The 12988-nt window shown below is 32.6% G+C and carries 13 protein-coding genes and 1 pseudogene; 11 read left to right on the plus strand and 3 right to left on the minus strand.

Annotated features, from left to right (window positions below):
* Window positions 1-176: 176 nt before the first annotated feature.
* A complete protein-coding gene (locus ACQY56_RS00155) occupies window positions 177-1952 on the minus strand; it encodes a carbohydrate-binding domain-containing protein (protein ID WP_428739724.1) in 1776 nt (591 codons plus the stop codon).
* A gap of 66 nt (window positions 1953-2018) precedes the next feature.
* Window positions 2019-2582, minus strand: a complete 564-nt coding sequence (locus ACQY56_RS00160) for a transglutaminase-like domain-containing protein (RefSeq protein WP_428737326.1) — start codon at window positions 2580-2582, stop codon at window positions 2019-2021.
* Between the two features lie 200 nt (window positions 2583-2782).
* Here ACQY56_RS00160 and ACQY56_RS00165 point away from each other — a divergent pair.
* The 3 genes and pseudogenes from ACQY56_RS00165 to ACQY56_RS00175 all read left to right on the plus strand — a co-directional run bounded on the left by ACQY56_RS00165 (window position 2783) and on the right by ACQY56_RS00175 (window position 4898).
* Window positions 2783-3217, plus strand: a pseudogene (locus tag ACQY56_RS00165) (cytochrome P460 family protein).
* A complete protein-coding gene (locus ACQY56_RS00170) occupies window positions 3218-3901 on the plus strand; it encodes a response regulator transcription factor (RefSeq protein ID WP_428737327.1) in 684 nt (227 codons plus the stop codon).
* Complete coding sequence (locus ACQY56_RS00175; protein WP_428737328.1) at window positions 3891-4898, plus strand: sensor histidine kinase; 1008 nt, start codon at window positions 3891-3893, stop codon at window positions 4896-4898. The genes ACQY56_RS00170 and ACQY56_RS00175 overlap by 11 nt, the downstream gene beginning before the upstream one ends.
* Before the next feature lie 3 nt (window positions 4899-4901).
* Here ACQY56_RS00175 and ACQY56_RS00180 read toward each other — a convergent pair whose 3' ends face one another.
* On the minus strand, window positions 4902-5498 hold the full coding sequence (locus tag ACQY56_RS00180) for a hypothetical protein (RefSeq protein ID WP_428737329.1): 597 nt from the start codon (window positions 5496-5498) through the stop codon (window positions 4902-4904).
* 75 nt (window positions 5499-5573) lie between these two features.
* On the opposite strand from ACQY56_RS00180, the gene ACQY56_RS00185 reads away from it, so the two are divergent.
* The 8 genes from ACQY56_RS00185 (at window position 5574) to ACQY56_RS00220 (ending at window position 12920) form a co-directional block, all read left to right on the plus strand.
* The gene (locus ACQY56_RS00185; protein ID WP_428737330.1) at window positions 5574-6593 is read left to right on the plus strand and encodes an aldo/keto reductase; all 1020 of its coding nucleotides are present in this window, start codon (window positions 5574-5576) and stop codon (window positions 6591-6593) included.
* 16 nt (window positions 6594-6609) lie between these two features.
* A complete protein-coding gene (locus tag ACQY56_RS00190) occupies window positions 6610-6996 on the plus strand; it encodes a hypothetical protein (protein WP_428737331.1) in 387 nt (128 codons plus the stop codon).
* A gap of 199 nt (window positions 6997-7195) precedes the next feature.
* The gene (locus tag ACQY56_RS00195) at window positions 7196-8017 is read left to right on the plus strand and encodes a hypothetical protein (RefSeq protein WP_428737332.1); all 822 of its coding nucleotides are present in this window, start codon (window positions 7196-7198) and stop codon (window positions 8015-8017) included.
* Window positions 8018-8022: 5 nt separating this feature from the next.
* A complete protein-coding gene (locus tag ACQY56_RS00200; RefSeq protein WP_428737333.1) occupies window positions 8023-8892 on the plus strand; it encodes a hypothetical protein in 870 nt (289 codons plus the stop codon).
* Entirely contained in the window at window positions 8889-10388 is a 1500-nt protein-coding gene (locus ACQY56_RS00205) for a class I adenylate-forming enzyme family protein (protein ID WP_428737334.1), read from the plus strand. The genes ACQY56_RS00200 and ACQY56_RS00205 overlap by 4 nt, the downstream gene beginning before the upstream one ends.
* Window positions 10389-10390: 2 nt before the next feature.
* The gene (locus tag ACQY56_RS00210; RefSeq protein ID WP_428737335.1) at window positions 10391-11596 is read left to right on the plus strand and encodes a hypothetical protein; all 1206 of its coding nucleotides are present in this window, start codon (window positions 10391-10393) and stop codon (window positions 11594-11596) included.
* Between the two features lie 7 nt (window positions 11597-11603).
* The gene (locus ACQY56_RS00215; RefSeq protein ID WP_428737336.1) at window positions 11604-12251 is read left to right on the plus strand and encodes a hypothetical protein; all 648 of its coding nucleotides are present in this window, start codon (window positions 11604-11606) and stop codon (window positions 12249-12251) included.
* A 9-nt stretch (window positions 12252-12260) separates the two neighbouring features.
* The gene (locus ACQY56_RS00220) at window positions 12261-12920 is read left to right on the plus strand and encodes a lipopolysaccharide biosynthesis protein (RefSeq protein WP_428737337.1); all 660 of its coding nucleotides are present in this window, start codon (window positions 12261-12263) and stop codon (window positions 12918-12920) included.
* The last annotated feature ends 68 nt before the right edge of the window (window positions 12921-12988 follow it).

The following is a 12988-nucleotide window of genomic DNA, read 5'->3' on the forward strand; positions in this document are numbered from 1 at the left end:
AAAGACTGCTATTCTCCATGAGCTAAAAGGACAATTAGAATTGCTCATCTCTCTCTATATGCCAAAAAGCTAAAAAGTGTTACCAAATTAAACACTTTTGCTTAAAAATTACTAAAATTTTACTAAAACTCTATATAAACTCAAATGTGTAAAAAACTCGGGAGTTTTAGATATTTTTAGTCTACTGTTACAGTTTTTAGTTTTGTTCCAGCAGTATATGTTCCATCAAGGATAAGCCCATGATAACTTGTTCCTGTTGAGCTTCCACCTTTATAGATGGTGTATGTACCAGCACTTACATCATCTGAGACAAATACAACAGAGTTATACGATTTGCTTGACTCAAAAGTCAGTACCGTTGTACCACTACTATCTTGGATGTTTAGTAGTGTTCCTGCTGATATAGTAGAGCCAAGGTTGGAAAATACAGAGTATGACTCTGAAGAACTACTCACATCTTCAGACATATTTGAAGTACCTACTGCTACTAATATACCACCATCAATCTCATAATAGTTGTCATAGTCTATCGCTCCATTTGCTCCACTTGATGGACCATTAACTATAACAATTCCACCTGTTTGTGTGATGTAACCATTTGCATCAAGCCCATCCCCATCAGCATCAACATAATAAAATCCATCATTTATATCTAAAGAGTAGTTGCTACTTGAACTAAAACTTCCTCCAGATGAGCTATCTGCACCACCTGCGACATTGATCCCATCATCACTTGAAGTGATTTGAAAGTAACCGTTATTTAACACCATTTCAGCACTCTCTAATCCCTCATAAGATTCTGAGATGACACCCTCACCACCATTGATCTCAAGATAGGTATCAGAGTGAACCCCATCATCTCCAGAAGCTAATGTAAACTCTCCATTGTTTATATAAATGTTTTCATTAGAGTGTATAGAATCATCCGCCGAATCTACATTAAACTCTCCATCTGCTATAAAGATATTTACACCTGCTTTTAAACCTTTTGCAGAAGTGTCATCATCTATACTTGCACTACTCCCACCTGCTGTTGTCACAGTGAAGTTTCCATCTGTTATAAGTAAGTCTGTCTCAGCTTGTAAACCATCATTTGCACTTTCAATAGTAAAATTTCCATCACTTACTAAGATATAGCCTCGTGTCTCATCATCTTCGTTATCTGATTTTAAACCATCTCCACCAGCACTTAAAACAAACGTACCACCCTCAATGATAAGGTAGTCTTTCCCACGAATAGCATCATCACCAGCAGTAACATTGTACTCTCCAGAAACTATCACAAGCCCATCATTACTACGAAGTGCATCTTGTGATTCGCTTTGTACAGTAAGTGCTCCTTCTCCAAAGAGAGTTAGGTCTGTTTTAGAAAGCAATGAGCCTTTTTCCTCATTATCTTCACTATCATAAATGTAGTTTTGCGTACCATCTGCTAGTTCAATAATCACCTTTGAAGCATTTTTGATATAAAAAGGTGCAGTAGTACTACTTGTGATACTTAGTGAATCAAAGATAATTTTTACTACATCATCATCCCCAGCATCCACTATAACTGTACCATCACTAAGCGTTCCTGTGATGTCAAAAACACCCTCGCCTGAGATAGTTATATTGTTTTCTTCTATGGTTGTGTATGTGCTATCACTTACCGTTGAATTATCATCGCTTAAAACTATATATGTCACACTTGAAGTTGTAAAATCATAATCATCACTCTCTTCATGAGAAGCATCATTTTCACCCGTAAAATCACTCAATACCTTTGTTGCTGATGAACTTGTCTCAATATAGTCACTATAATCAATTGCTGTTGTTGTAGAACTTGAAGAAGATGAAGAATCGCTACTATCAGAACTATCTGAAGAGAAGTCAAGGCTGTTACTATTACTACCACAACCACTCAATAAAACTACTACTAAAAAACCTGTTGCTAGAAAAATTTTTTGAAACATAATAAACTCCTATAAAAAATTTTATAGGTTGATTGTAAAGCAGCGTTGGTAACAACTGGGTAACATTTAAACTGGGAAATTAGCAACCATTTCATCATATGTTTTATTGTTTTTCAAAGCTTCAATTATTACTTCTAAAGGCTTATCATAAATCTCTGGCAGATCGTACTCATTTTCTTGTGCTATAAAAGCCAACTGCTCATTTGGTGGATCAAACTGTGCGTTTACACCCTCTTTATTTCCACGTGCATCTATTTTATACCAGCCAAAATTCTTTAGGTGAACTGCATTAAGTCCATGTAAACAGTAAATATCATCCTCATATTCAGAACATGAAAGTCGCTGGTAACAAAACCCTGTTGGGATATTATTTGCTCGAAGCAATGCAGCTAGTAAGATACTCTTAGCATAACACCAACCTGTTTTATGCTCTAGCACTTCACTCGCTTTGAGTGTTGTTATCTGATCTTTGTAATCTCCGCTATGATGTATCTTATCTCGTACATATAAAAAACACTCTTTAGCTATTTGTGCATCATCACTCAAACCAACAGAGAGTTTTTGTGCTAATGCTTTTACCTCTGGATGAGAGAAATTGACATATTCGCTTTCTTGTAAAAACTTTTGCATGAACTGCCTTTGAGCTTTTTTTAAAATTATAACAATTTAATTTGCTCTTGACCCAATCTTGACCTAAACTCCATACAATGATATAAAATCTTTACAAAGGAATCCACATGAAAAAAATCTTATTTGCGCTTTTAACTTTAGGTGCTATACTGTTTGGCAGTGAAATAACAAATCCAAGTATTATCTTACCTGACTTAAAAATGAAAGATAACAATCTTACATTTAAAGAGATAGAGGGGTATGAAAACTATAGAATTGTAGCAACCCATTTTAGAACAGATAAAAATGAACTGCGCTATATCTTGGCAAATCCTATTGCTTACACTGCAATGAAAAAGGGTGTAAAAACAATGCCTGAGGGAAGTATTTTAGTAAAAGTTGCATGGAAAGTATGAGAAATGTCCCTATTCCCATCTGCCCTAGAAGCAAGTAGTACCATTCCAAGAGTTGAGTATATGATAAAAGATTCCAAACGTTTTAATCATGAAGGCGATCATTGGGGCTATGCACGTTTTGTGAAACAAGCAGACGCTACATACAAAAGCTGGGATGAAGGGGTGCAAGGGTGTATATCTTGCCACCAAAGTGCAAAAGAGCGTGATTATCTCTTCTCAGAGTATCAAAAGGTTTTTTAATTGAAATATAGAGTACTTATTGTAGAGGATGAAGTGGAGATTGTAAATCTTATCACTAAGCGTTTAGATCGAAACATCTATGAGCTTGATGTAGCTACAGATGGATTTAATGCGCTAGAACTTATAGAAAAAAATTTTTACGATCTTGTCACCCTAGACATAATGCTTCCAAATCTTGATGGACTGAGTATTTGTAAAGAATTGCGTCAAGTATCTAAAGAAACACTCATTATAGTTGTGAGTGCTCTTGACTTGCAAGAGAGCAAAGAGAAAGCCTACAATCTTGGAGCTGATGACTACATACCTAAACCATTTTCTGCAAAACTTTTAGCACTCAAAATTGAGACACTTTTAAAAAGACGTTTTGAACTTACAAAAACACACTATAGAGCAAATAAAATTCTTCACTATGATGAAGCTTTAAAAACTTTTTCTATTTTAGGAGAGAATCTATCTTTAACATTAAGTGAGTACACAATTCTTGAAGTTTTATACAAAAATCAAAATAGAGTTTTTTCAAATGATGAACTCTCGCAAATTCTCTATGATCTTGATGTAGGCAATATTTTACAAACAGGGATTAAAACACATATTTACTCTTTGAGAAAAAAAATAGCACGATTTTTCGATCAAGAACTCATAAAAACCATTCGAAATAGAGGCTACACACTCCATGAAAATTAAACCTTTTTTACAACTTATCTATGCACTCTCAAGTTTGTTCATAGCTCTTTTTACTGCTATTATGACTTACGTCATCATTGGTGAACCAATAGGCTTTAAAATGTCTTCAAAAATTGCACTCACCATTGTAGCCACCCTGCCTATGATAGCTTTGGTGAGTTACTTTATAGGGAGTTATCTCTCAAAAAAATTTACCTACATTGCATCGCGCCTTGACACACTAGATACACATCAACTACCAGATGCAAGTTATAGTGATAAGATTGTAGAGATTACAAATATTCACAACTCTATAGATGCACTTTCAAAAAGACTCTATGATGCAATAGATAGTTTAAAAACAAACAATAAGCATCTCAATATAGCATTACGATCACTTTCTCATGATATAAAAACACCTTTGACAATTATAGATGGTTATCTTGATGAGTTTGAAGATGGATTAGTTACCAACGAAGAACTTCCCAAAGTTGTTAACATTTTAAAAAAAGAGACAGCTTACCTAAAAGAATTAAGCTCAGAAGTGATTTTTTATATTCAATCACAACAGATGCAACAAACTTCGCAAAAAGAGATAGCTTTAAAACAGTTCTTAGATCAGGAAGTTTGTCCACTCATCCGTGTTAATAAAGATGTGATTATGCATTGCGATATACAAGAAAATAACACAATAACCTTTCATCCAACTGCTTTAAAACAAATTCTTTTTAATTTACTTCACAATGCAAGTAAATATACACAAAAAGGTTTTATAACAATAAAGTTTTTAGATGGAAATATTGTTGTTGAAGATACAGGCAGCGGGATAAGTTCCAAGTATAAAGAGGAGATTTTTGAACCGTTTGTCTCTTTAGATGCAAACAAAAATAGAGAAATAAACGGTTTTGGGCTGGGTCTCTCCATCGCATCCAATCTGGCAAAAAATAATCATTACACCCTCACACTCGATCAAAATTATACAAAAGGGTGTAGATTTATTTTAGAATATATATACTAGCTTTTATCTATTTATAACATCAAGTTTCACAACAAACTCATGATTTTCCTCATAAATCTCCATCTTCGTATCTATTGGGTACTTTTGTTTTGCGAGTACCCCTTGTACAGAGTGTAAAACATGCACAAAAAGAGGATTCATAGGGGTAATGATATAGTCAAGATTATCTTTTTTCACAACTTCTGCAAGTTGTTCAATAACACAATAATAAAGACGTTTATTTATTGAACGCTGGATTAAATAGTCATGCATTATCGTTAAATTATTTTCAAAAATCTCTTTTTCAAAACTTGTAAGCAATCTATTGTCAGAAATATGTTGCATCTCGTTTTGAAACTCATCTTCAACACAGTGGTTTTGTTTATCTATCAACTCTTCGTAGTTTTTACAATAATGTTTTACCTCACTATCTAACATACTTTCAGAAATATGAGGAGAATTGATGTTATGTACATATCGCTTATCTTCATAATATTCATGATCGATCGCTTTTAAAAGCTGTAAAGCAATGTTTATGTAAATAAACTTATCCTCTTTACTTTGATCAAAGTCTATTCCAGTTTTTGAGATGAGTGGTTTTGGTCCAGCATATTTAATCACAATATTCCCCTTTTGCTAATCAATATCTTTGTTATAATAATCAAAAATTTCAAACTATGCAATAAAAGGACAAAAATGAAGTACAGATATATAGGAAAAAGTGGTTTAAGAGTGAGTCCAATTTGCATGGGAACTATGACATTTGGCTCACAAACACCTGATGAAAAAGTAGCATTTGAGATTATGGACAAAGCATACGATCATGGAGTAAACTTTTTTGATACAGCCGAGCTTTATCCTGTACCACCAGAGGAAAAACTCGTTGGAATTACTGAAGAGATTGTTGGACGTTGGCTCAAAACAAAACCTCGCGATAGTATTATACTCGCTTCAAAGGTTGCAGGAGCTGCAAATGGTTGGTTTGTTCCACCTATTCGTCATGGTTTAACTGCGATTGATAGTTTTCACATAGAACGTGCAATTGAGGGGAGTTTAAAACGTCTGCAAACTGACTATATTGATCTTTATCAAATGCACTGGCCAGATACTCTCGTGCCAATTGAAGAGAGTTTAAAAGCGTTTGATCGACTAGTTCAAGCTGGAAAAGTTCGCTATATCGGAACATCAAACGACACAGCGTATGGAACAACAAAAGCAACAATGACGTCCCAGTTCAAAGGTTATACTCGATTTCAATCAATCCAAAATAACTTTTCACTTCTTAATCGCCGCTTTTTAGATGAACTCTCAACTGTAGCACGTAAAGAACAAATCTCACTTCTACCCTACTCACCACTTGCAGGTGGAGTTTTAAGTGGAAAATATAACCAAGATATCAACGCACAAGGAAGATTTGCAGACTATATAAAATCTCCAAATGCAAGACAAAGAGCTATGGCTGCAAGATTTTTAAATGAAAAAACTCTTGCATCTACGCAAAAATATATTAAAATAGCATATGAGCATAATTTAAATCCAGTTACACTGGCTACTGCTTGGTCTAAACAGTTTGATTTTGTAGCTTCAACAATCATAGGTGCTACAACACCAGATCAACTCGATGCTTCACTCGCTGCGATGGATATCACACTTAGTGATGAAATACTTAAAGCGTGTGATGCTGTACATAATGAAATTTTATATCCTATGGGATAATATTTAGGAGGACGTTATGAGCCTTGCGTATTATATAGTTTTAGATAAAGATGTATCGTTTGATACTTTTGTAAATGGAAAAACACTCGCAAATGTAGCTGATAAACTCAGCCAATTTTCTCAAGAAAACCACCTCCCTCTTTTAGAAGATTTTCTCTCTCAAAACTCTGAAGATATGGATGAGTTTTTAGATGAGTTTGATGAATTTGAATTTGACGTCGAAGAGATGTGGTTTGATGCCAAAGAGGGGATCGAGTGGCTCGATCAACTTATAAAACTTTTACAAGAAAAACAGCCTTCTTTTTCCAGTTCAATGCTTTTAGAAGACCTTAGTACACTCTTAGATATTTTACAAAAAGCTCAACAAGTTGGAGCTAAATGGCGTTTAGCCATCGATCTGTAAGTAATCTTTTTAAATATCTATCTTCCAACTCCATAATAAATCTTTTTTTACAAAACAATTAACATATTTATTATCATATTTAAACAATATATGTTACAAAAAGAAATTTTTTTTTCAAAATATTTTAAATTTATCTATTTAAATCTAATCTTAATCAAAAAAATAACAAAATAAATTATAAATAATTTAAAGGCGTTATATGAAGATTCAAATTCAAAAGTCAATCTTAGAAAAAATGGATGAGATTATTTCTCTATTGCCTACTAGTGATATCAAAGATACACTTAACAGTACAATGAAAGCTAAAGCCGATAAGTTTTCTATAATTGAAAATGTTTTTCAGAGGATATGCTCTAAAAAATATTCTGATGAAACAATGAGTGTCTTTTTAAACTCTTGGAAACTAACGCACCTTAAAATGTTGCCTATTTATGGACTTTCTTGCCGAATAAATCTCCTTGGTATGGATAGTGAGGATGATAAAGTAAAATTAGCTTATTTAGAATCTTCAGCATATAATGCAAAAACAAGCCATGAAGATTTGGGTCTAGGTTTTAATGCTATCTCTCATGGACAACTGTATGATGAATTTGCCTTTTCTTTAGTAAAAAGTGATGAATGGAAACTAGAAAAATTTGAGATTCCAAAAGCAAAAACATTTTCAAAATGGGTTTATAACAGTATGCTTTTAAACCCTATAGAGTATGCTTTATGTATCAACATGGTTTCAGAGTTTTATAACCATGCAGAGTATGCATACTCATACGATACTTTTAAATACTCAATGACAAATTTTTATAATATTGAGGGCAAAGAGTTAGAAGATGCTATACGTTACATCGATGTACATAACGAGTATGAAACAGAGATTCATCACTTTTTAGCTGTTCTTGAATCTATATATAAGTATGAAGAAGCTTCTGGGGAAAAAGTAAGTATGCGTACACTTCAAGAGGTAATTAATACCTATGTTGATCTCATTACCGAAGTGTTTGAGAGTTTAGTTTTAAAATTTGACTAATCCTTATGAATGCTCAAAATAACTTTGCTCTTTTTGTCAGAAAAGCAAATACACTCTTAGAGATGCAAACTCATCTTGCAGAGTATGAAAATCATTTAGAACAAGAAGCTGCCTTTTTACAACAAAGCAATCAAAAAGTGAATGATCAAAGTTTTTCATGTGCTGCACTAACATTTGATCCATCATCAAGTACAAACAAACATCTTTTGCTCCTTGGCGGGATGGGACCATTAGCTGGTATATATGGTATGAGAGATACTTTAAAGCAGGTTGATTCTTCTTTTTCCATAACACTTTTTCAAGCATGTTTTATACCCCAAAGAGATTTAAAAACGGACATTACACAACCTTTGTTTGAAGCTATTTTAGAAGCCTTAAAATATTGCCCAAAAGATAAAAATATTGAACTTATTGTGTTGTGTAACAGTGCACAAGTTTTTATGAATGATGTAGTTGAAAAGATAAATACTTCTAGTTTAAATATCAGATTTCACTCTTTTAAACACAACATTTCAAAACAGCAAAATATTTTCAAAAGTAAAAAAAGCATCGCTTTACAAACAAGTTTTTCACTCCACAATCAGTTGTATAAAAATGAACATTTTCACCCTTTTGATTACCAAGAACTTTTAATGAAAGCTATTGGAAGTGTCAAAGCATTTAAAAAAAACCAAGCTATACAAAATGCCATAGAACTTTTCAAAGTACTCAAAAATACTAATACGCAAAAAATTTTACTAGGATGTACAGAGATTCCTGTACTCGTTGAGTATATTAAAAACTTTGGAGATGAAGAGATGCAACAGTACATCTCTAGTGTAGAACTGATAAATCCTTTACATGTCACACTACAAAGTTTAGGAAATCAGGTATGAATTATCTCCTTGATGCACTCAAACAACATGCTCAAAAAAAACCAGATGCTCTCTTTTTAGTAGATGCAGATATGTGTTATAGCTTTAGCGAATTTTATGAAGCAGTTGGAAAACTAAGTACTTTTTTATTGACTCAAGGGGTACAAAATGGCGATTTTGTTGTTGTTCATCTCAGCAAAAAAAGTGAGCATCTCATCACATATATAGCTTTGCTAAACATTGGAGCTATCTGTGTGCATCTTTATCCTGAGCGCGAAGATGAATATGTTATTTTTGCTGCTAATCATACAGATGCAAAAGCGATTATCAGTAACACATTCACACAAGAAGTTCAAGGCAAACTTGTATTTGATTTTCCAAAAAATAATACTCTTCAACCAACATATACACATGACTATAATGAAATCGCATATGTAATGTTTACAAGTGGAACTACCTCTACTCCTAAAGCAGTTTTAACTACTCATGAAAACATTAATTTTGTTACTCATACTCTTATCGATCTAGCAGATATGCAAAAAGATATTGGGCGAGAAATCATACTGCTTCCACTTGGCTCTACTGGTGGACTTGGGCATTTTCATGCATCTTTATTTTTAGGAAATCAAATCTATCTCTTTAAAGGTTTTTACTCAAAATTAACTGATGTAGATATTGAACAACTCCTTAGTGAGATACAAGAGAAAAATATAACAGGAATCCTTTTAACTCCAGGGTTAGTAAAACGTTTGTTATACCATCATCAAGAAAAATTTCAAACTTGTGCAAAAAACCTTAAATACGTCCTAACAAATGTCTCACCAATGAAAAAAGAGACCATTAAAACACTTCTTGACCTCTTACCAAATTTACGTTTTTGTACCTACTACGGTTCAACAGAAGCGAGTAGAAGCATTGTAAATATTTGTAGAGAAAATGGTGAGTTTATGCACCTTACAGGGAAACCTGCACACGGTGTAAGCATTGAGATACGCAATAAGAATGAAAACGGTGAGGGTGAAATATATATCAAAGGTGCAAATGTTATGCAAGGCTATTTAGGCATTGAGAACTCTTTAAATGATGGGTGGTTTGCAAGTGGTGACATAGCTCGTGAAGATGAAAACGGCTATATAAGTGTACTTGGTCGTGTGAACGATACTATTAATGTAGATGGACTAAAACTTTTTCCTATGGAACTTGAAAATATCGCTATGAGTCATCCAAATATAGACGAGGCAGGTGTTTGTGCACTTGAAGCAGATTTTCAAACAGTTCTTGGTTTTGCACTTGTTTTAAAAAATAAACTCTTAGATAAACATACAGTTGCTCAAGAGATTTTTAACACACTTGTAAAGCACTTTAAAATGGATCAAACAGATCTCTATAGTTTCAAACTCCCAAATAAACTCTACTTTGTAGATCAAATTCCAAAACAAGGTTTAGGGAAAATAGACCGCAATACACTCAAAGAATTACTAAAAAATTCTCAAAATACATTAACTTATAAAGGATGAAAATGGTAGATAAATATAAAGAGTTTTACAAAAACAATTTTAGTACTGAACGTTATAAAAATTATCAAGAAGATTTTAAAGATGAGATAGGTAAAGTGTACTCCCTTTCTACTTCACCTGCTTTTATAACAAAAGAAAATGCACAAAAAATTCAAGAAAAAATTTTACCCGCTATTTTGAAGCTAGTGGGTTCAAAACAGTACCAAGATCATATCTATGAAAGGGGATGGTTTTTACCAAAATTTCCTATAGCAAACAGTGACTTTTTTGGTTGTGCTGATTTTCACTTAAATGATAATCAAATCAAACTTATTGAGTTAAACTTTTTTATCCCCGGTCATTTTGGGCTTATAGAACTTTTCACAAAACTGTTTTCCAAAAACTTTAACTATGAGCTTGAACCATATGCCAAAGGATTTGAAAAAAAACTAGCAAATTTCTTACAAGAGCGGTTTAATGGCAATAAAATAGCCTTAGCAGTAAACCATTTGGGTTTGAGTCAACATTATTTTGAGCACTATAAATATGTTGAAAAGTTTTTAAACCAAAATGGTGTAAATGCGAAAGTAGTTTATGCAAAAGATGCCAAAATTTCAAACAACAACAAACCTATGTGGGATAATGAAGAGTTTGATGGTGTATTTAATATTGTCATTCCACGAATCTGGGAACACAATGCTAAAGTGTTTGAAAACTACACACAACTTTTTAACCAAATACCTAAACTTTTCTTTCCAAATCCTTGGTGCTGGACAATGGCAGATAAAAGATTTTTAGTTGTACTTTCAAACTTACAAAGCGGTGATTTTGGTTTAAGTGATGAAGAGGTTGCAATTTTAAAAAGCATAACATTAAAATCCAGTTCCCTAGCACAGTTTCATTCTGCTGAAGATTTATGCGAATACTTTGGAGGTAATGAAAATCTCGTTTTAAAACCTATAGATAATTACCACACCCAAGGCGTATATGTGAAACCAAGTATACAAGAGATAGAAAATATTTTTAAAAATCAAAGAGATCAATATATAGCTCAAGAATATTTCGGTGCAGAGTTAGCATACTATAAAGATGAAAATGAACATGAGATAAAACCTTGGAGAAGTCAATTACGAGTAGAGTTTTTTAATGGCAAATTTTTAAACTTTAGAGCTTATGGCTATAGCGATCCTTTTGGTTTAAGTCCTATGATGCCTGTAGCTATTGTATAATCCTTGTATGGATAGTTCTAAAAACATTGCACCTTATTTAATTATTCTCTCCACTCTTGGGTATGGTTTAAATATTTTATTTCAAAGATATTTGACACACCATCTTGAACCACATATTTATGGAGACTTTGCTATAGGGATTAATGTTTTAGAGATCGTTGTCACCCTGCTTTTACTTGGTACTGAGTTAAGTGTTATAAAGTTTTTGCCCCTTTTTACAAAAGAGCAAGATGAGCTGATCTTCTTTCGATGGAATCTCGCTTTTTTGAAAAAACCTCTTTTACTTTTTTTATTTTTTTTAGCAATTGCCTCTTTAGTGTTTTTTATTTTGCAAGATCAATTTGAAAGCTTTTTAAAAGAAGAACTTCACATCTCTTTAACAATGCTTTTTATTGCTCCATTTAGTATGTTTTATGCACTTTTTTTATCTTATTTAGATGCTAAGAGCAAAGTTTTACAAGCCTCTTTGATTAACTCAGTTGCAAGGTATATATTTTTATTTTTGTTTTTTATGCTTACCCTTTCGATCTCTACAATCAACCCAACAACTATAGTCTTGATTTATAGTGCTACTTATACCATTTTAGCCTTTGTAACTCTAAAAATCTACACACATAAATCTACTTCTATCAACCTTTTAGAATCTTTTTTTTAATACAAAAATATGACAAACCAAAAATATAATGAGTGGAAACAAACATCTTTAAAATACACCTTTTCAAGTGTTGTTTTTTTAGTGTTTTTATATATAGATAAACTTATTTTAGAGTTTGTTCATCCAGATGAAGCGGTGGTTGGTTATTATTCCATCCTTATAGTACTTGTTGGTTTATTTACTCTTATTTCAAACTCGCTAAAACCTATTGTTGTACCTTATATAAGTGCCTATTTAGAAGATAATACACAAAAAAACAACCTTCAAACTCTAATAAATCAAACCAATTTTTTTCTTTTTTTACTTACATTTGTCCTATTTTTCCTCTACTTTTTTGCAGGGAAAGAGATTCTTAGTTTTTATGGGAAAAATGGGGAGTATAGTGTTGTATATGAGGCACTTGTTTATTTAGCAATCTCTCAAATTTTTTTAGAAACTGGCAGATTGGAACTGCGTTTTTTACTCTTTAGTGGCTACACACATTATATCAATAAAGTGTTTCTTTTTTCAATTATACTATTGTTGATTTTAGGGACAACTCTAACTTATCTTTATGGACTTTATGGGATTATTGTCGCACATCTTATCACGAGTTTTTTGTATATGTTGGCTTTTATTTTTAAGGCAAAAAAAGAGTTTCAAGGTATAAAAATCTTGAGTGTTTTTTAAAACTATTTTTCAAGTTTTTGTCCTCACTATTTTGAATTAATAGTATCATACTATAATAGTATCTGTTC

This window comes from Sulfurimonas sp., from assembly GCF_050296975.1.
Classification (GTDB): domain Bacteria; phylum Campylobacterota; class Campylobacteria; order Campylobacterales; family Sulfurimonadaceae; genus Sulfurimonas.

Bases quoted from the DNA above. Each gene is read 5' to 3' on its own strand.
- ACQY56_RS00155 (WP_428739724.1), bottom strand. From the start codon at position 1,952: ATGTTTCAAAAAATTTTTCTAGCAACAGGTTTTTTAGTAGTAGTTTTA.
- ACQY56_RS00160 (WP_428737326.1), bottom strand. From the start codon at position 2,582: ATGCAAAAGTTTTTACAAGAAAGCGAATATGTCAATTTCTCTCATCCA.
- ACQY56_RS00175 (WP_428737328.1), top strand. From the start codon at position 3,891: ATGAAAATTAAACCTTTTTTACAACTTATCTATGCACTCTCAAGTTTG.
- ACQY56_RS00185 (WP_428737330.1), top strand. From the start codon at position 5,574: ATGAAGTACAGATATATAGGAAAAAGTGGTTTAAGAGTGAGTCCAATT.
- ACQY56_RS00190 (WP_428737331.1), top strand. From the start codon at position 6,610: ATGAGCCTTGCGTATTATATAGTTTTAGATAAAGATGTATCGTTTGAT.
- ACQY56_RS00195 (WP_428737332.1), top strand. From the start codon at position 7,196: ATGAAGATTCAAATTCAAAAGTCAATCTTAGAAAAAATGGATGAGATT.
- ACQY56_RS00200 (WP_428737333.1), top strand. From the start codon at position 8,023: ATGAATGCTCAAAATAACTTTGCTCTTTTTGTCAGAAAAGCAAATACA.
- ACQY56_RS00205 (WP_428737334.1), top strand. From the start codon at position 8,889: ATGAATTATCTCCTTGATGCACTCAAACAACATGCTCAAAAAAAACCA.
- ACQY56_RS00210 (WP_428737335.1), top strand. From the start codon at position 10,391: ATGGTAGATAAATATAAAGAGTTTTACAAAAACAATTTTAGTACTGAA.
- ACQY56_RS00215 (WP_428737336.1), top strand. From the start codon at position 11,604: ATGGATAGTTCTAAAAACATTGCACCTTATTTAATTATTCTCTCCACT.
- ACQY56_RS00220 (WP_428737337.1), top strand. From the start codon at position 12,261: ATGACAAACCAAAAATATAATGAGTGGAAACAAACATCTTTAAAATAC.